This is a genomic window from Streptomyces sp. NPDC058464, assembly GCF_042721035.1.
In the GTDB taxonomy this organism is placed as follows: domain Bacteria; phylum Actinomycetota; class Actinomycetes; order Streptomycetales; family Streptomycetaceae; genus Streptomyces.
This window is the reverse complement of sequence record NZ_JBHXMA010000028.1, coordinates 55,798-73,837: the sequence shown is the minus strand read 5'-3', so window position 1 is coordinate 73,837 and position 18,040 is coordinate 55,798. Positions and strand designations below refer to the sequence as shown.

Annotated in this window: 11 protein-coding genes; 3 read left to right on the top strand and 8 right to left on the bottom strand. The window is 71.2% G+C overall.

What is annotated here, in order from left to right:
- Window positions 1-612: 612 nt before the first annotated feature.
- The 8 genes from ACFWPQ_RS32520 to ACFWPQ_RS32485 form a co-directional block, all read right to left on the bottom strand.
- A complete protein-coding gene (locus ACFWPQ_RS32520; protein ID WP_384042604.1) occupies window positions 613-2,283 on the bottom strand; it encodes a PHP domain-containing protein in 1,671 nt (556 codons plus the stop codon).
- Between the two features lie 23 nt (window positions 2,284-2,306).
- On the bottom strand, window positions 2,307-4,142 hold the full coding sequence (locus ACFWPQ_RS32515) for a LamG-like jellyroll fold domain-containing protein (protein WP_384042602.1): 1,836 nt from the start codon (window positions 4,140-4,142) through the stop codon (window positions 2,307-2,309).
- 91 nt (window positions 4,143-4,233) lie between these two features.
- Complete coding sequence (locus ACFWPQ_RS32510) at window positions 4,234-7,191, bottom strand: glycoside hydrolase family 2 TIM barrel-domain containing protein (RefSeq protein WP_384042600.1); 2,958 nt, start codon at window positions 7,189-7,191, stop codon at window positions 4,234-4,236.
- Window positions 7,192-7,202: 11 nt separating this feature from the next.
- Window positions 7,203-8,174, bottom strand: a complete 972-nt coding sequence (locus tag ACFWPQ_RS32505) for an alkaline phosphatase family protein (protein ID WP_384042812.1) — start codon at window positions 8,172-8,174, stop codon at window positions 7,203-7,205.
- Window positions 8,175-8,263: 89 nt separating this feature from the next.
- The gene (locus tag ACFWPQ_RS32500) at window positions 8,264-9,049 is read right to left on the bottom strand and encodes a carbohydrate ABC transporter permease (protein WP_362594837.1); all 786 of its coding nucleotides are present in this window, start codon (window positions 9,047-9,049) and stop codon (window positions 8,264-8,266) included.
- A 104-nt stretch (window positions 9,050-9,153) separates the two neighbouring features.
- Entirely contained in the window at window positions 9,154-10,038 is an 885-nt protein-coding gene (locus ACFWPQ_RS32495) for a carbohydrate ABC transporter permease (protein WP_384042810.1), read from the bottom strand.
- Between the two features lie 228 nt (window positions 10,039-10,266).
- Window positions 10,267-11,544: an ABC transporter substrate-binding protein gene (locus tag ACFWPQ_RS32490; protein WP_384042597.1), complete on the bottom strand. Its 1,278-nt coding sequence runs from the start codon at window positions 11,542-11,544 to the stop codon at window positions 10,267-10,269.
- 156 nt (window positions 11,545-11,700) lie between these two features.
- Window positions 11,701-12,720, bottom strand: a complete 1,020-nt coding sequence (locus ACFWPQ_RS32485; protein ID WP_384042594.1) for a carbohydrate kinase family protein — start codon at window positions 12,718-12,720, stop codon at window positions 11,701-11,703.
- A 126-nt stretch (window positions 12,721-12,846) separates the two neighbouring features.
- On the opposite strand from ACFWPQ_RS32485, the gene ACFWPQ_RS32480 reads away from it, so the two are divergent.
- The 3 genes from ACFWPQ_RS32480 to ACFWPQ_RS32470 are packed head-to-tail and all read left to right on the top strand — an operon-like array spanning window position 12,847 to window position 18,036.
- Window positions 12,847-13,611, top strand: a complete 765-nt coding sequence (locus tag ACFWPQ_RS32480) for a DeoR/GlpR family DNA-binding transcription regulator (RefSeq protein WP_384042591.1) — start codon at window positions 12,847-12,849, stop codon at window positions 13,609-13,611.
- Window positions 13,608-14,945, top strand: a complete 1,338-nt coding sequence (locus ACFWPQ_RS32475) for a 6-phospho-beta-glucosidase (protein ID WP_361305160.1) — start codon at window positions 13,608-13,610, stop codon at window positions 14,943-14,945. The genes ACFWPQ_RS32480 and ACFWPQ_RS32475 overlap by 4 nt, the downstream gene beginning before the upstream one ends.
- Before the next feature lie 46 nt (window positions 14,946-14,991).
- Window positions 14,992-18,036, top strand: coding sequence for an alpha-mannosidase (locus ACFWPQ_RS32470; RefSeq protein WP_384042588.1), 3,045 nt, complete (start codon window positions 14,992-14,994; stop codon window positions 18,034-18,036).
- Window positions 18,037-18,040 lie beyond the last annotated feature (4 nt).

The following is an 18,040-nucleotide window of genomic DNA, read 5'->3' as shown; positions in this document are numbered from 1 at the left end:
GCCCCTCGCGGGAGGGGTTTGCCCCGGCGACTTGGCCCCGGCGGGCCGACTGGACGCGGCGCGCGAGGGCGCGGGGCGAAAAGTCTGATCCGTCGCTCTGTGGTTGATATGTTCCGCGCCTTGTGTTGTTCGTCGTGCGGGTAAGTGCATCAGTGGTGAGTGACGACCGCTTGAGGATCGCTGGAGACCGGTCTGTGCCGGGTCCGTTCGCCACGGAACGGGTCCGCGTTCGGGTTCGATGTATGCAGTATGTGGTCGCCCGCTGCATAGATCTATGGGCACCGCCGTGAAGGCCCGGACCGGGCAGGTGACCCGAAATGGACCCTGTGGAATTTCCCGACGGCGTCGAGTCATCAGCCCCCGGATAGGGCGCCCAGGGAATTGCTCGCCTTTATTCGGTGGCCCGCGTGGCCGCCTGCCGAATATCCGGGCGAGAGAAAGTCGTCCGCACCTCGAAGGCGCCCGATGCGTATCGGTACAGGTGATGCCGGGGTCGCGGCACGCAATCGTGTCCGACCCGCACTCCCACTCTGGGTAGCGGGCCGGACACGATTCACGCACACCCGCCGTGGCCCCGGCGGCTACGCAAGGTGATTAATGGGCGACGATTCGTCAGGAACCCACCACGTCCACGAAGATGGGGTTGGAATAGAACCACGTGTCCGCCCACGGGTCGCCGTTCCCCGGCTCGTGCGGGATCGGGCCGTGCGGGTCGATCGCCGCGCCCAGATAGCCCGTTCCGGTGCGCTTGCCGTCACTGCCGCGCAGCCGGACGTAGAACGACTCGTCGCCCGCGGTGACCGGGATCCGCAGGGTGTACGTGCCCCTGCGGCCGGACACGTCCTTCGACTGCACGACCTTCGTGTCCGGCGCCTTCCAGGTGTCGCGGTCGGCGACCGCACCGCGCACCGCGCCCCGGATGACGTCGACGTGCGCCAACTGGGGGAGGATTCCCTGGGCGTTGACCCGGGACGCGGTCGTCACCGTCACGTTCAGGGTGAGCCGCTCGCCCTTGCGGACCCGCAGCCGGCCGCCCAGCGTGACACCGGCGCCGTGGTCGCAGTCCCGCGTCAGCCGCACGTCCAGCCCGTCGAGCAGGTGCCCGTGGTCCAGCCAGACCCGGCCCGCGCGCAGGCCCGCCATCACCGCGCGGTAGCCGTACCGGGTGACGCCGACGTGGGTCCGGCTGAACTCGCCGGGCCAGAAGTCGCTGCCGGGCTGCGGGGTGTCGGTGTTCACCGGGTCGGGCAGCCTGCCGGTGTTGTCGAAGTTCTGCCCCGCCGGCCAGTCGCCGTTCTTCCAGGTGTCGAAGACCGTGCGGTGGTTGTCGGAGTTGGTGGTGATGGTGAACAGGCGACCCTCGGACAGCATCGCGTCCCAGAGACCGCCGACCGTCGCCGTAGCCCAGTCGAAGCCGCCGTACGTCAGATACGCGTCCGCCGGGTAGCCGGCCCAGGACTGCGCGGAGGGCTTGTTCTCGTACTCGCCGCGGATCGAGGTGGCCCCGCGCCAGCCGGGGATCGCGGCACCCTGGGCGCCGGGTGCGCCCTCCATGCCGATCATGATCTCAACGGCTGCGTCCCGCCAGTTGCGCATCTCGTGCGGGGAGTCGATGCCCAGCCGCAGCGGGTGGTTGGCGAGGACCAGCACGTCGTCGACGTAGCCGGTACGGCGCTGCTCGGCCAGCCACTGGATGGCCTTGACGGCGTGCGCCTCGTTGCGGGCGGTGTCGGCCGCACCCGCCGACCCCTCGGTGTAGCCCAGGAGCTTGCCGTCGTAGGCCAGCTCGAACTGCGTGAGCAGGTCGGTCTCGTGCGGGCCGGGCGCGGCGAACACCGTGCAGTGCTCGGCGGCCGGGATGTACCACTCCAGGCCCTGGAAGATCAGCTGGCGCGGGTTCTCGGCACGCGCCTTGAGGATCTCCGCGTGCTCCAGCTTCGCGCCGTAGTAGGCGTGCCCGAAGTTGGAGTGCTCGTTGAACACCATCCAGTCCAGGCCGTACTTCGCGGCGGCCTGGGCCTGCTGGGAGAACGTGTACTTGGCGTCGTGGCTGTACACGGAGTGCACGTGGTGGTCGCCGACCAGGTAGGCGAGGCGCGGGTCCTCGCCGCCCAGGCCCCGGTCGGACGCGGCGAACGCGGGGGTCGCCGCCGACCCGAGCGCGAACGCGGCGCCGAACAGGCCCGCGCGGCGCAGGAGTCCACGTCTCGACATGCCCTGGGGGTCGAGGTCGGCGGCGGAGACGGAGGGATCGGCCCAGGTGGGCAGCTGCTGCTCGGTCATGAAGATGATCCTCGTAACGGGGGTCAGTGGGTCATGAAGGAGGAGACGGGCAGTGCCCGGGAGACGATTCGGACGTCGCCGAGGCGGCCGTGCAGGATCTGGTCGATCTTGTCCGCGTACTCGTAGCCGCCGAGCAGCCAGGGCTTCCCGGACGAGGCGATGCCGACCGCGGCGGCGTGCGGATTGCGGGCCACCGGGCAGCCCTGCACGTACATCGTGGTGTGCTTGCCGTCGTTGACGACGGCGAGGTGCCACCAGATCTCCGGGTCGGTCTCGTCGCCCCAGTTGGTGGCCAGCTGCTGCTGGTTGAGCGGGTGGACGGCCCACTGCGGGCCCGGGCCGTCGGAGATGGAGAGCGTGGCGAGCGGCTCGTCCGGGTCGTCCGTGACCGTGCCGACGGAGCCGTTGCGGCCGGTACGGCTGACCAGACCGGACCAGGCGTTGTGCGAGGCGTTCCAGTCGGCGGGCAGCCGGTAGAACGCCTCGATGGTGTAACCGTCCTTGAAGGTCGCCGAGTTGAGCGGGGCGCCGTCGACCGTCCGCAGGTAGGCGCCCTTCAGCGGCGACTTGTAACCCGTGAACTCCAGGCTGCCGTGGCCCGGCTGGTCCGGGTGGTGGTCCGCCGACCAGCCGAGGGTGCCGCCGCCCACCGAGACCACGGTGAGGTCGTTGCCGTTGCCGGACAGGTCACGGACCGTACCGGAGACCGCCGAGTCGAACCGCCAGTAGGCGGCCGTGCCCCGGACCAGCAGCTGCGAAGCGGGCCGCGCCGGACGGACCGGCACCGGGTCGAAGCCCTCGAAGCGGTCCGCGAAGTCGATGTCGACGGAGAAGCGGTCCCCGTCGCCGCTCAGCTCCATCTCCTGCCGCTCCAGCTCGTTCAGGCCCTTCTTGGCCCGGCCGAGGATCCACGGCGAGACCGTCTCCACGTCGATGACGTTCCGGTCCAGGTCGAAGTGGTAGAGGCGGATCATCGCCGCACCGCCGAAGTACCGGTTCTGGTAGTTGGTCAGGTGCAGGTGCACGTCGTTGCCGGCCGCGTTCTTGCGGGTCGCGCGGCGGGCCGGCCAGTAGTGGCCGTTCAGGGTGAGGAAGATCTGGTCGTGCTCGTTGATCAGCTGGTCCCACAGCTGCTGCCCGTACGACGACAACTCGTCGTCGTCCACGACCAGTTCGTGCGTGGTGAGGATGACCGGCGTCTTCGGGTGCGCGGCGATGACGTCCTTCGCCCAGGCGTACCCCTTGGCCGACAGCCGCCAGTCCAGCGCCAGCACGAGCCACTCGCGCCCGCCCGCCCGGAACAGGTGGTAGGTGTTGTAGCCGTCCGAGGAGGCCCCGCCGAAGGTCGGCTTGTCCGTGAAGCGCTGCGGCCCGAAGGTGTCCAGGTACGGCGTGGCACCGCGCTGGTCGTCCGTGGACGACCTGATGTCGTGGTTGCCGGCCAGCACGCTGTAGCCGACCCCGCGCCGGTCGAGGATCTCGAACGCCTTGCCGATCGCGGCGAACTCCTCCGTCGCCCCGTTCTGGGTGAGGTCGCCGAGGTGGGACAGGAAGACGATGTTGTCGTCGGACTCGCCGCCGTGCTCCAGCAGGTAGCGCAGCGACGCCTCGATGGGCGCCGCGTTGATGCTCGGCCCGTCGAAGAGGTACTGGGTGTCGGGCATCACCGCGAGGGTGAAGCGCCGGCTCTCCGGGTCGGGCCGCCGGCCGGAACCGGAGGAGGAGGCCTCGGCGACCGTGGGCAGCGCGACCCCGGCGGTGGCGGCGGCGCCGAGGAGCGCGGTGGCTCTGAGGAAGTTGCGTCGTCCGGCTCCGGCCTGCGCGGCCTCGCCCTGAGGGTGGTCATGCGAAGTACACACGTGTGCTCCGTGGGTATGCGGAAGTGACGGCGAAGGGCGTGGGGGGATCTCGGAGGACGGATCCGGAACGGCGGATCTCGGCGGGCGGATCTCACAGGACGCGCAGGGTCCAGCTCCAGCGGTGGATGCCCGGTGCGACGAGGTAGGAGGGGAAGGTGTCGGGACCGCACGACGCCGTGCCGAGGCCCCGGTGCGCGGCGTCGATGTGGACCACGCAGCCGGTCCGCGGCACGAGTTCGTCGTGGTGTGTGACGGCGGTGAGGTCCTCGGCGCGGTAGCGGCTGACGGAGACCTGGCGGGGCCCGTCCAGCTCGACCGCGAGTCCGGTGGCGTCCGGCGCCGACAGCGTGAACCGCCGTACGCCGTGCCGGCCACCGCTCTCCTGGGGCCGCAGGTAGGGCGTGAACAACTCGTCCACGGGCAGCGAGTGGTGGCCGACCGGGGCTCCGGCGGCTCGGTCCGGGTACGACTCCCAGGGACCCTGACCGAACCACTCCAGCAGATCGAGCCCGGCCACCGTCTCGAAGACCGAGCCGACCCGGGCCACGTCGTCGAACTCTTCGGGGAGTTCGGCCGACTCGTCGACCCTGACGCCGCCCTCGACCGGTGTGAACTCCTGCCGGTGCCGTACGACCCCGACGGTGCCGGCGTACTCGGCGAGCACGCTGACCCGGTCGCCGTCCCGGCGCACGGACACCACCTTGCGCACCAGCCGGTCCAGACCCCAGGCGCGCCAGCGCAGCGCCATCCCGCCCAGCTCGTCGTTGTCGGTGGGCGCCCGCCACAGCGACAGCTCCGGCGCGGCCGTCAGCAGCGGATGCAGCAGCAGCCCCTCGCCGTCCACCTCGACGGCAGGCCCCGCCGGCACCGGCTGCCCGAGCGGGTCCGCCGCCCGGAGCCTGATCTGCGGTGCGCAGATCTCCGTACCGGCCGGCGCCCACGCCTGCTCCTCGGCGACCGTCACCCGCAGCGTCAGCCACGCCTCCCCGCCGTCCGCCGGCACCTCGAACGGCAGCGGTACGGCCGCCGTCTCGCCGGGGCACAGCTCGGGCAGCTCGGCCGGGCCGGTCAGGGTACGGCCGTCGGCCAGCGCCAGCTCCCAGGTGCCGGTCAGCCAGTCGAAACCCCGGAAGTGCTGGTGGTTGGCGAGCACGATGCCCTCGTGCCTGAAGCACCGGATGCGGACCGGCGCTGCGATCTCCCGGTGCTCGTACATGGCGGGCTTGGGCGTGCGGTCGGGGAAGACGATCCCGTCCGCGACGAACGCCCCGTCGTGCAGGGCCTCGCCGAAGTCGCCGCCGTACGCCCAGCGGTGGCCGGGCGCGGTGACACCGTTGTCGTACAGTCCGGCGCCCGTGCGCCCGACCGGTCTTCCGTCGCTCACCCGCTGGAGAATTCCGTGGTCCCAGAACTCCCAGATGAACCCGCCCTGAAGCCCCGGAGTGGACTCGATGGCGGCCCAGTGGTCGGCGAGCGTGCCGTTGCTGTTGCCCATCGCATGGGAGTACTCGCACTGGATCAGCGGCTTGGTCTGCTCCCCGGACAGGGCGTGCGCCACACAGTCCTCCAGGGGCGCGTACATCGGGCAGGCGATGTCGGACGCCACGTCCGGGGCCGCCCAGCCGCGCTTGGCCGCCCCCTCGTACTGGAGCGGCCGGGTCGGGTCATGCCGTCGCACCCAGCCCGCCGCCGCGTCGTGGTTCGCCCCGTAGTCGGACTCGTTGCCCAACGACCAGATGATGACGCAGGGGTGGTTCTTGTCGCGCAGCACCATGCGCGAGACCCGGTCGACGAAGGCGTTCAGGTAGCGCGGGTCGTCGGCGATCTCGTGGGCGTGGTCGTGGGACTCGATGTCCGCCTCGTCCACGACGTAGAAGCCCAGTTCGTCGGCGAGGTCGTACAGGGCCGGGTCGTTCGGGTAGTGCGAGGTGCGGATCGCGTTGAACCCGAACCGCTTCAGCACCACGAGGTCCGCGCGCATGTCGTCGTACGACACCGTCCGCCCGGTGAGCGGGTGGAAGTCGTGCCGGTTGACGCCCCGGACGAACACCCGCTCGCCGTTGACGAGGAGATCCCGGCCGACGATCTCGACGTCCCGGAAGCCGACGCGGTGGTACGACGTGTCGGCGACCGTGCCGTCGGCGCGGTGCAGCCGGACGGTGAGCCCGTACAGCTCGGGCTGCTCGGCGTTCCAGGTGCGCACGTCGGGCACGACGGCGTGGATGCGGGCCTCGCCGAGGAAGTCGGAGACCCGGTCGTCCTCGGTGTTGAGCCGGTCGAACTCGGCGTCCTGCGCGAGCGGTTCGCCGTCGAGCTCGCCGGTGACGTACCAGCCCCCGGGCAGCGCCCGGTCGCCCGCCGCGTTGCGCACCTGGCAGTCCACGCGCAGCTCGCCGTCCCGCCGGGCCCGTACGGTCACGTCCGCGAGCCGGAACGGGTCGGTCGCGTACAGCAGCACCGGGCGGGTGATCCCGCCGTGCCACCAGTGGTCCTGGTCCTCGATGTGCGAGGCGTCCGACCACTTGACGACGGTGAGCCTGAGCACCGACCGCCCGCCGGGGCGGACGGCGTCGGTCAGGTCGAACTCGGCTGCCAGGTGCGAGTCCTTGGAGACACCCACCGGCCGCCCGTCGACGTGCACGAGGAGCACGCTCTCGGCGGCGCCCACCTGGAGCACGATCCGCCGCCCGGCCCACTCGGCGGGGACGTCCAGCTCACGCTCGTAGACGCCGGTCGGGTTGGCGGCGGGGGAGTCCGGCGGGAACTCACGGAACGGCATGGTGACGTTCGTGTACTGGGGCAGGTCGTCGGTGTCCTGCACCGTCCAGGCGCCGGGGACGTGCGCAGTGGACCAGGAGCCGCCGACCGGCGCGTCCGGGGCTGGCAGCAGCTGGAAGCGCCAGTCGCCGTCCAGGGGGAGTGCTCCGGTGCGCCGGTCGACGGCGTTCATGGGGAGCCGTCCCCAGGAGGTCACCTCGGGTGCCTCCCAGGGGCGGAGGGCGATCAGGGGATCGGCGGGCCGGGGCCCGGGGATCGACGGACCGTTCATCGGCGGGTGGCTCACTTTTCTGGCGACGTGGGTGGCGTGGGTGGGGCGGCTGACGTGGGTGGGGTGGCCGGCATGGGTGACGTGGGTGATACGGGTGACGTGGCGGGCCCGGGCAGGACGCGTCCCTCCCAGCCCCAGGCGGGGTCGACGGGGATGCCGAGCCGGTCCAGGACGGTGGGGGCGATGTCGACGAGGCGGGGCGCGTCGAGCAGGATGCCGCCGGTCGCGCCGGGCTCGGCGAGGATCACGAAGACCTCCCGTTCGGCACGCGTGTCGCCCCCGTGACCGCCGCTGTCGAGGTGACCGTGGTCGGTGGTGACCAGTACGGTCCACCGCTCGCCGGAGCCGCGGGCGTCGATCGCCGCCAGCAGCCGGCCGAGGTGGGCGTCCTGGGCGAGCAGGGCGTCGTCGTAGGCGGCGGAGAGCGGGCCGGTGGCGTGGCCGGCCTCGTCGGTCGCGCCGAAGTAGACGAACAGCAGGTCCGGGTCGTGCTCGGTGAGCCAGCGGACGGCGGTGCGGGCGACGAGGTCGTCCGCGGTCGCGTAGCCGTCGGTCTCGCCGTCGTGGTGCACCCGGCGGCCGACGGCGGGGCCGAGGGTGCCGCGGTGCACCAGCTCCGGCCAGGAGACCGCGGCGGCGGTGCGCAGGCCGGGGCGGGCGGTGGCCGCGCGGCTGAGGAAGTCGGGGTGGCGGGTGTAGTCGGCGCCGCGGAAGTCGTTGCCGGTCACCCCGTGGCGGTCCGGCCACACCCCGGTCAGCACGCTCGACCAGCCGGGGCCGGAGTCGGTGTAGGCCATGCTGGTCGACGGCCCGTCCTCGGCCTGGCCGTCCGCCTCGCCGTAGGGCAGCAGGCTGGTGCCGTGGGCGCCCGCGGCCAGCAGGCCGTGCAGGACGGGTGCGCGGGCACCCGAGCGAAGCGAGATGGGGGTCCCCCCGGCCGAAGGCTGGGGGAGGGTCAGCCGGTCGTGGCGCAGCCCGTCCATGCCCACCACGAGCACCCTGCCGTCCCGGCCGCTGTCCCTCACCGGATTCCTCCTCTGTCCTGCGCGTGCTGCGTGGGCCGGGCCGCGGGTCAGGTGCCCTGCACCGCGCCCTCGGTGGCGCCCGCGATGAAGCCGCGGGCGAAGACGGCGAAGACCAGCACCAGCGGGAGCGACGCCATCAGCACCCCGGCCATGACCATGCTGTAGTCGGTGGTGTGGCCGACGTTGAGCTGCGCGAGTTCCACCTGCAGGGTCACGTGGTCGGGGTTGGTCAGCACGATGAGCGGCCAGACGTAGTCGTTCCAGGCCCCGACGAAGGCGTAGATGGCGAGGAAGGACAGCGCCGGCCTGATCATCGGCAGCGCGATGTTCCAGTACTGGCGGAAGAACCCGGCGCCGTCGATGCGCGCGGCGTCGAGGAGTTCGTCGGGCACACCGTTCTCGATGTACTGGCGCAGCCAGAAGATGCCGAAGGCGTTGGCCAGCGCGGGCGGGACCAGCGCCTTGAGCATGCCGACCCAGCCGATGTTCGACATGAGGATGAACTGCGGCAGGATCGCCAGCTGCAGCGGCAGCATCATGAACAGCAGCAGGGTGCCGAAGAGCACCTTGCGGCCGGGGAAGTCGAACTTGGCGAAGGTGAAGGCCGCCAGCGAGTCGATGAAGAGCACCAGGACGGTGGTGACGGTCGCGACGATGACCGTGTTGAGCATCGACCCGAAGAAGTCGATGGTGTTCAGCACGTGCCGGATGTTCTCCAGCAGGTGCGAGCCGAAGGTGAACTTCGGCGGGCTCTTGTAGATGTCCTGGGTGGTGTTGGTCGCCATGACGATCGTCCACACGAACGGGAAGACCGAGAGCAGGACGGCCGCCATGAGGATGATGTGCGCGGTCAGGCCCTTGGGGCGGCGCAGCCGCCTCGCGCGCGGGGCCGGCCGCGTCGGGTCGGCCGTCGGAGCGGCGGTCGGGTCGGCTGTGGTCACGGCTTCCTCCCTCGTTGGGTGATGCGCCAGTTGACGGCGACGAGGACGATGATCAGCAGGAAGAAGGCCCACACGATGGCCGCGCCGTAGCCGTAGTCGTTGTTGAGGAAGGCCGACTGGTAGAAGTACAGCAGCGTGGTCAGACCGGCCTGTCCGGGGCCGCCGAGGTTCGCGTTGGCGGCGTTGCTGGCGAACAGCACCTGGGGCTCGCTGAAGCTCTGCAGGCCGTTGATCGTCGAGATGATGACGGTGAACAGGATGATCGGCCGCATGATCGGGACGGTGATCTGGAAGAACGTGCGGACCGGGCCGGCGCCGTCCATCTTCGCCGCCTCGTAGATCGAGGTGGGGATCGCCTGGAGACCGGCCAGGTAGATGATCATGTTGTAGCCGGTCCACATCCAGGTCATCAGCAGCGAGATGACCACCTTGATCAGCCACGGGTTGCTCATCCACGGCACCGGCGAGATGCCGACCGTGCCCAGGATCGCGTTGACCAGGCCGAAGTTGTTGCTGAACACCGCGCCGAAGAAGATCGCCACGGCGACGATCGAGGTCACGTTCGGTACGTAGAGGGCGATCCGGTAGAAGCCCTTGAAGCGGCGCACCGAGTGCAGCAGCGTGGCCAGCACCAGGGCGCCCAGCAGGGTGGGCACGGTGGACAGCACCCAGATCACCAGGGTGTTGCGGATCGACAGCCAGAAGACCGGGTCCGACCACAGGAACCTGAACTGCTGCAGGCCCACGAACTGCATGTCGCCGAGGCCGTCCCAGCGCTGGAAGGCCAGGTACAGCGAGTAGAAGACCGGGAAGAACGAGAACCCGGCGAAGATCAGGTAGAAGGGCGAGATCGCCAGGTACTGCCGCCAGTACGACAGCAGCCCGCGCCGCCGGGGCCGTGCGGTGGTGCCCGCGGGCGTGGCGCGCCGCGGGCCGAACCGGGCCGGGCCCCGCCCCCCCCCGGGGGCATGACCCACCGCCGCCCGCGCGGGGGGGCCCGGGGGGGGGGGCCCGGGGGGTGGGGGCGCCGCGGGCGGAACGGGGCGGGGCCCGCCCCGCCGCGGTGCTCGGGCACCGCGGCGGGACCGGTGACCGGAGGTGACGTCACCTCAGTTCACCCCCTGGCGCCGCGCGATCTGCTTGGCCTGGCTGACCGCGTCGTTCCAGGCGTCGTCGGGCTTCTTGCCCTTGGCCTCGATGTTGGTCAGCTCCGTCATGTACGGGGCCATGACGGCCGCGTCGGCCGGCGCCTCGTAGCTGTTCGGGACGGCCTTGGCGGCCGGGCCGAAGACCTCGATGATCTTCTGTCCGCCGAAGAAGGCGTCGGGGCCCGTCATGGCCGGCGTGGTGTAGGCGGCCGGGGCGGCCGGGAAGATGGCGGCGTCGGTGAAGCCGCGGGCGTCGTTGGCGGGGCTGAGGATCCAGCTGATGATCTTGAAGGCTTCCTCGGGGTTCCGGCACTGCTTGGGCAGCGCCAGGTAGGAGCCGCCCTGGTTGGCCGGTCCCACCGGGTTCGCGCAGACCCGCCACTTGCCCTTGGTCTGGGGCGCGGCCTGCTCGATGTCCAGCGCGTGCCAGGCGGCGCCGAGTTCGGTGAGGAGGTTCTTGCCGACGGCGGCGTTCCAGCTGTTGTCGTTGATCTTGGCGTCGATGCCCAGGGTGTAGGGGCGGACGGCCGTGGTCCACGCGCTGCGGATGTGGTCCTTGTCACCGATGAAGTGGTTGTTCTTGTCGATGAACCGCTGGGTGCCCTGGCCGACCACGATGTTGAAGACGGAGCTGATGTTGTTGACCAGGAAGGTGCCGGGGTTCTTCTTCTGCAGCTCGGTGCCGAGCGTGAAGTAGTCCTCCCAGGTCGTGACCAGGGCGGCGACCTTGTCGGGGTCGGTGGCCACGCCGGCCTTCGCGAACAGGTCCTCGCGGTAGAAGAGCGCGGTGGGGCCGATGTCGATCGGGAACCCGATCTGCTTGCCGTCGCTGGTCTGGGCGAGCTTGGTCTTCCAGCCCAGGTACTGCGAGGAGAGCTTCTTGAAGCCCAGGTCGTTCAGGTCGAGGAAGCGGGAGGCGTTGGGCAGGAAGGAGGCTATGTCCTCGCCCTTGATGCCGGTGATGTCGGGCACGGAGGAGCCGCCCGCGGCGAGGGTGGTGGTGAGCTTCTGCTTGAAGTCGCCGCCGATGGACGAGGCGGTCAGCTTGACCTGGCTGCTGAAGTGGGTCTTCGCCTCCGCGACCACCTTGTCGCTGAGCGCACCGCCCCAGTACCACAGGGTGAGGTTCTTGCCGTTCTTGGTGCCGCCCGATCCGGAGCCGCCGCATGCGACGGTCAGGCCGGACGCGGCCGCGGTGAGCGCGGCGGCCTGGAGGAAGCCTCTACGTGAAAGGTCCACGGGTCACTCCTGTTGTTCCTGTTCGTGGTACTGAGGGGCGTTGGTGCTGTGGATCGTGGGGGCTGTGGGGCTGTGGGGCTGTGGGGCTGTGGGGCTGTGGGGCGTTGGGCTGTGGGGGCTGTGAGGCGTCGGGCTGTAGGCGGGTGCGGGTGCGGGTCAGTGCGGCCGGGCGGGCGGGGTCACGGGGGCGTGGTGCACCGGGGGGCCCACGTCCGCCGGCAGGCGGTCGGCGAGGAAGCCGTACGTCTTCTTCAGCTCGGGGTCGGTCAGTGAGCGCCACCAGCGGTCGACGCCGTACCAGCCGGGGGCCGCGAGGGCGCCGCCGTGGTGCTGGACCGACAGACCGGCCGCGAGGACGGCGAACCGCAGCCGCTCGGCCAGCGGCCAGCCGCCGAGGGAGGCCGTGACGAAGCTCGCCCCGAAGACGTCCCCGGCGCCCGTGGCGTCCAGGACCTCGACGTCGAGCGCGGGGACCTCGGCGTACTCGCCGGTGGTCTGGTCGACGGCCACCGCGCCGTCCCCGCCACGGGTGACGACGGCCACCGGCACCAGCTCCGCGAGCGTGCCGAGGGCCGCCACCGCAGTGTCGGTGCGGGTGTAGGCCATCGCCTCGGTCTCGTTCGGGAGGAAGGCGTGGCACAGAGCGAGCTGGTCGAGGAGGTCGCGGGACCACTCCTGGGTGGGGTCCCAGCCGACGTCGGCGTAGACATGGGTGCCGTTCGCCGCCGCCTTGGCGATCCACTCGCGCGGCTCGGCCTCGATGTGCACGAGTGCCGTGCGGGCCTCGGGCGGGTCGCCCATCAGCGCGTCCTGCGAGTACGGGGGTTCCTGGCCGTGGGTGACGAGGGCCCGGTCCTGGCCGGTGGCGAGCGAGACGGTGACGGGGGTGGGCCAGCCGTCCGCGGTGCGGGAGAGCGAGAGGTCGATGTCCTCCTGGTCGCACAGGACGTCCCGGCAGTACTCGCCGTAGAAGTCGTCCCCGAAGACCGTGGCCAGCGAGGTGCGCAGACCGAAGCGGGCCGCGGCCACCGCGAGGTTCGCGATGCCGCCGGGGCCGCAGCCCATGCCGGCCGTCCAGATCTCCTCGCCCGGTGTCGGGGGCTTTCCCAGCCCCGTGAGGACGAGGTCGTAGAAGAGCAGCCCGGTCAGCAGGACATCGGGCCTGTCGTCGTCCACACGCACAGCCTCTCGTCAAAACTCGTCATTTTGATGCGGGAATCGTGCGCTGCTCCGAGAGATTGGTCAATACCCGAGCAGAACTGAGCATGGATTTGATTGAAGATGACGAGTAGTGTTCGCCGCGTGCTGGCAGAACGACGACACCAACTCATCCTGCGGGCCCTGCGCGCCGGTGGCCCCGCCTCTGTGACCGACCTCTCCGAGCAACTGAACGTGAGCCCGGCCACGATCCGGCGCGACCTGGTCAAGCTGGAGGAGGACGGGCTGCTCACACGTGTCCACGGCGGCGCGGTCGTGGAGGAGGGCGACCAGCCCTTCGCCGAGGTGGCCGAGGTGCGTGTGGCCGAGAAGGACGCGATAGCCGCGCGGGCGGCGGCGCTGGTCGAGGACGGCCAGTCGGTGCTGCTCGACATCGGCACCACCGCGTTCCGGCTCGCCCGCCAGCTGCACGGCCGCCGCCTCACCGTCATCACCAGCAACCTGGTGGTCTACGAGGAGCTCGCCGACGACGAGGGCATCGAGCTGGTGCTGCTCGGCGGCATGCTCCGCCGCGAGTACCGCTCACTGGTCGGTTTCCTCACCGAGGACAACCTGCGCCAGCTGCACGCCGACTGGCTGTTCCTCGGTACCAGCGGGGTGCGCCCGGGCGGGCAGGTGATGGACACGACGGTCGTGGAGGTGCCGGTCAAGCGCGCCATGATCGGGGCGAGCGACAAGGTCGTGCTGCTCGCCGATACCGCCAAGTTCCCGGGCACGGGCATGGCGAAGGTCTGCGGTCCCGGGGACCTGGACATGGTGGTGACCAACGCGCCGGTGGATCCGGCGACCCGAGCCGCCCTGGAGGAGGCCGGTGTCGAGGTGGTCCTGGCAGGAAAGGCTCAAGCGTGAAACTGACGATTCTGGGCGGCGGCGGGTTCCGCGTGCCGCTCGTGTACGGCGCACTGCTGACGGACCGGGCCGAGGGGCGGGTCACCGAGGTCGTGCTGTACGACCTCGACGCCGGCCGGCTGTCCGCGGTCGCCCGGGTCCTGGCGGAACAGGCGGCCGGCGTCCCGGGCGCCCCCGCCGTGACCGCCACGACCGACCTGGACGAGGCCCTCACCGGCGCCGACTTCGTCTTCTCGGCGATCCGGGTCGGCGGCCTGGAGGGCAGGGCGAACGACGAGCGGGTGGCCCTCGCCGAGGGCGTCCTCGGCCAGGAGACGGTCGGCGCCGGCGGCATCGCCTACGGCCTGCGGACCGTGCCGGTCGCCGTCGACATCGCCCGGCGGGTGGCCCGGCTCGCCCCCGACGCCTGGGTCATCAACTTCACCAACCCCGCCGGACTGGTCACCGAGGCCATGTCCCGGCACCTCGGCGACCGCGTCATCGGCATCTGCGACTCCCCGGTCGGCCTCGGCCGCCGGATCGCCCGCGTACTCGGCGGGAACCCGAAGGAAGCGTGGATCGACTACGTCGGCCTCAACCACCTCGGCTGGGTGCGCGGCCTGCACATCGCGGGCCGCGACGAGCTCCCGCGCCTGCTCGCCGACCCCGACCTGCTCGGCTCCTTCGAGGAGGGCAAGCTCTTCGGCGTCGACTGGCTCCAGTCCCTCGGCGCCATCCCCAACGAGTACCTGCACTACTACTACTTCAACCGCGAGGCCGTCCGCGCCTACCAGCAGGCCGAGAAGACCCGCGGCGCGTTCCTGCGCGACCAGCAGGCGCACTTCTACGGGGCGGTCGCCGAGCCGGGCGCGAAGGCCCTGGACGTCTGGGACCGCACCCGCGCCGAGCGCGAGGCCACCTACATGGCCGAGAACCGGGAGACGGCCGGCGCGGGTGAGCGCGACGCCGACGACCTGTCCGGCGGCTACGAGAAGGTCGCCCTCGCCCTGATGCGGGCCATCGCCCGCGACGAGCGCACCACCCTGATCCTCAACGTCCGCAACCGCTCCACCCTCTCGGTGCTCGACGGCGAGGCCGTCATCGAGGTGCCCTGCCTGGTCGACGCCAACGGCGCCCACCCGGTCGCCGTCGCCCCGCTGCCCGACCACGCCACGGGCCTCGTCTGCGCGGTCAAGGCGGTGGAGCGCGAGGTGCTCGCCGCGGCCGAGTCCGGCTCCCGTACGACGGCCGTGAAGGCGTTCGCGCTGCACCCGCTGGTCGACTCGGTGAACGTGGCCCGACGGCTGGTGGAGGGATACACCGAGGTCCACCCGGGCCTCGCGTATCTTAAGTGACCAGCCGCCCGGAAAGCGCTTTCCAAACCTCTTCTGGAGACTTCCCATGCACGACGAACGCCGCCGGATCGAGGAGCGCGTAGAGCGACTCCACAACCAGCGCATCAAGCCCGCGGTCTACGCGGCCACCGTCCCCTTCGAGGTGTCCGCCTGGCAGGCCCCCGGGGAGCCGGTGTCCTTCGAGGAGGCCGCGGCCGCCGCGTACGAGCCGTTCGCCATGGACACCCCCTGGGGCCCGCCCTGGGGCACCACCTGGTTCCGGATGCGCGGTCAGGTGCCCGCCGAGTTCGCGGGCCGCCGCGTCGAGGCGGTCATCGACCTCGGGTTCACGGGCGACTGGCCGGGCAACCAGGCCGAGGCCCTGGTCCACCTCACCGACGGGACCCCGCTGAAGGCGGTCAACCCGCTCAACCAGTACGTACGGATCGCGAACCCGGCGGCCGGCGGCGAGGTGATCGACTACCTGGTCGAGGCCGCCTCCAACCCCGACATCCTCGCCAACGACTTCGCCGAGCCCACGCTCCTGGGCGACGTGCTGACGGCCGGCGACAAGCCGCTCTACACCTTCAAGCGCGCCGACATCGCCGTCCTCGACGAGGACGTCTGGCACCTCGATCTGGACGTCCAGGTGCTGAAGGAGCTGATGCTGGAGCTCGGCGAGCACGACCCGCGTCGCCACGAGATCATGCACGCCCTCGACCACGCGATGGACCTGCTGGACCTGGACGACATCTCCGGCTCGGCCGCCGCCGTCCGCGAGGCCCTGAAGCCGGCGCTGTCCAAGCCCGCGCACGCCAGCGCCCACCGCATCTCCGGCGTCGGCCACGCCCACATCGACTCGGCCTGGCTCTGGCCGATCCGCGAGACCAAGCGCAAGACCTCCCGGACCTTCTCCAACGTCACCTCCCTCGCCGAGGAGTACGAGGAGTTCGTCTTCGCCTGCTCGCAGGCGCAGCAGTACGAGTGGGTGCGCGACAACTACCCGCAGGTCTGGGCCCGCATCCAGGAGTCCGTGAAGAAGGGCCAGTGGGCGCCGGTCGGCGGCATGTGGGTCGAGTCCGACGGCAACCTCCCCGGCGGCGAGGCGATCGCCCGCCAGCTCGTGCACGGCAAGCGGTTCTTCATCGAGCACTTCGGCATCGAGACCAAGGGCGTCTGGCTCCCCGACTCCTTCGGCTACAACGCGGCCTACCCGCAGCTCGCCAAGCTGGCCGGCAACGAGTGGTTCCTCACCCAGAAGATCTCCTGGAACCAGACCAACACGTTCCCCCACCACACCTTCTGGTGGGAGGGCATCGACGGCACCCGCATCTTCACGCACTTCCCGCCGGTCGACACCTACAACGCCCGCTTCAGCGGCGAGGAGATGTCCCGCGCGGTCCGCCAGTACGCCGAGAAGGGCGCCGCCACCCGCTCGCTGGCACCCTTCGGCTGGGGCGACGGCGGTGGCGGCCCCACCCGCGAGATCATGGAGCGGGCCCGCCGCCTGAAGGACCTGGAGGGCTCCGCGAAGGTCGAGGTCGAGCACCCGGACGCGTTCTTCGCCAAGGCCCGCGCCGAGTACGAGGACGCCCCGGTCTGGGTCGGCGAGCTCTACCTGGAGCTGCACCGCGCCACCTACACCTCGCAGGCCCGCACCAAGCAGGGCAACCGGCGCAGCGAGCACAAGCTGCGCGAGGCCGAGCTGTGGGCGACGACGGCCGCGCTGCACGCGCCCGGCTACGCCTACCCGCACGAGAAGCTCGACCGGCTCTGGAAGACGGTCCTGCTCCACCAGTTCCACGACATCCTGCCCGGCTCCTCGATCGCCTGGGTGCACCGCGAGGCCGAGGCCGAGTACGCCCGCGTCGCAGAGGAACTGGAGACGCTGACCGCCGAGGCGGTCACCGCGCTGGGCGGCGGCACCGCCCGCGTCTTCAACACCAGCCCCTACGCCCGCGCCGAGGTCGTCCGGGACTCTGCGGGCACCCCCGTCTACGTCGAGGTCCCCGCGAGCGGCAGCGCGCCCCTGACGGCCGCCGCCGAGGCCCCGCAGCCGGTGACGGTCGAGGGCCGGGTCATCGACAACGGACTCGTCCGGGTGGAGATCGCCGAGGACGGCACCCTGTCGTCCGTGTACGACCACCGGGCGAACCGCGAGGTCCTGGCCGGCCAGGGCAACCTGCTCCGCCTGCACACCGACCTCCCGAACTACTGGGACGCCTGGGACGTCGACAAGCACTACAAGAACCGCTACACCGACCTGCTCGACCCCTCGGAGATCACGGTCGTCGACACGGACCCGCTGCTCGGCTCGATCCGGATCACGCGCCCGTTCGGCAACGGCTCGACGATCACCCAGACGGTCACCGTCCGGGCCGGCAGCCCCCGGATCGACTTCGAGACGGACATCGACTGGCACGAGGCCGAGAAGTTCCTCAAGGCCGGCTTCCCGGTGGACATCCGCGCCGCGCACTCCTCCGCCGAGATCCAGTTCGGCCACGTCCAGCGGCCCACGCACACCAACACCACCTGGGAGGCGGCCCGCTTCGAGGTCTCCGGCCACCGCTGGGTGCACCTCGCCGAGCCCGGCTACGGCGTCGCCGTCGTCAACGACTCGACGTACGGCCACGACGTCTCCCGCACGGTCCGCGAGGACGGCGGTACGACCACCACGGTCCGGCTCTCCCTGGTCCGCGCCCCGCGCGTCCCGGACCCGGGCGCCGACCAGGGCCGCCACCGCATCACCTACTCCCTGCTCCCCGGCGCGAGCATCGAGGACGCGGTCGCGGCGGGCTACGCCCTCAACCTGCCGCTCCGGGTGGCCGACGCGGCGGGCGAGCCGCAGCCGGTCGTCTCCGTGGACGGCGCGGGCGTGACCGTCGAGGCGGTCAAGCTCGCCGACGACGCCTCCGGCGATGTCGTGGTCCGTCTCTACGAGTCCCGGGGCGGCCGCGCCGAGGGCGTCCTGCGCACCGGCTTCCCGCTGGCCGGCGCCCAGGTGACCGACCTCCTGGAGCGCCCCCTGGAGGACGCCGCCACCGACGGCGACAGCGTCCCCGTCACGCTGCGCCCCTTCCAGATCCTCACCCTCCGCCTGCGCAGGAGCTGACCGG

Excerpts from the sequence above, each read along its gene's own strand:
- ACFWPQ_RS32505 (WP_384042812.1), bottom strand. The coding sequence starts at position 8,174 with ATGGACGGGCTGCGCCACGACCGGCTGACCCTCCCCCAGCCTTCGGCC.
- ACFWPQ_RS32520 (WP_384042604.1), bottom strand. The coding sequence starts at position 2,283 with ATGACCGAGCAGCAGCTGCCCACCTGGGCCGATCCCTCCGTCTCCGCC.
- ACFWPQ_RS32470 (WP_384042588.1), top strand. The coding sequence starts at position 14,992 with ATGCACGACGAACGCCGCCGGATCGAGGAGCGCGTAGAGCGACTCCAC.
- ACFWPQ_RS32510 (WP_384042600.1), bottom strand. The coding sequence starts at position 7,191 with ATGAACGGTCCGTCGATCCCCGGGCCCCGGCCCGCCGATCCCCTGATC.
- ACFWPQ_RS32500 (WP_362594837.1), bottom strand. The coding sequence starts at position 9,049 with ATGGCGGCCGTCCTGCTCTCGGTCTTCCCGTTCGTGTGGACGATCGTC.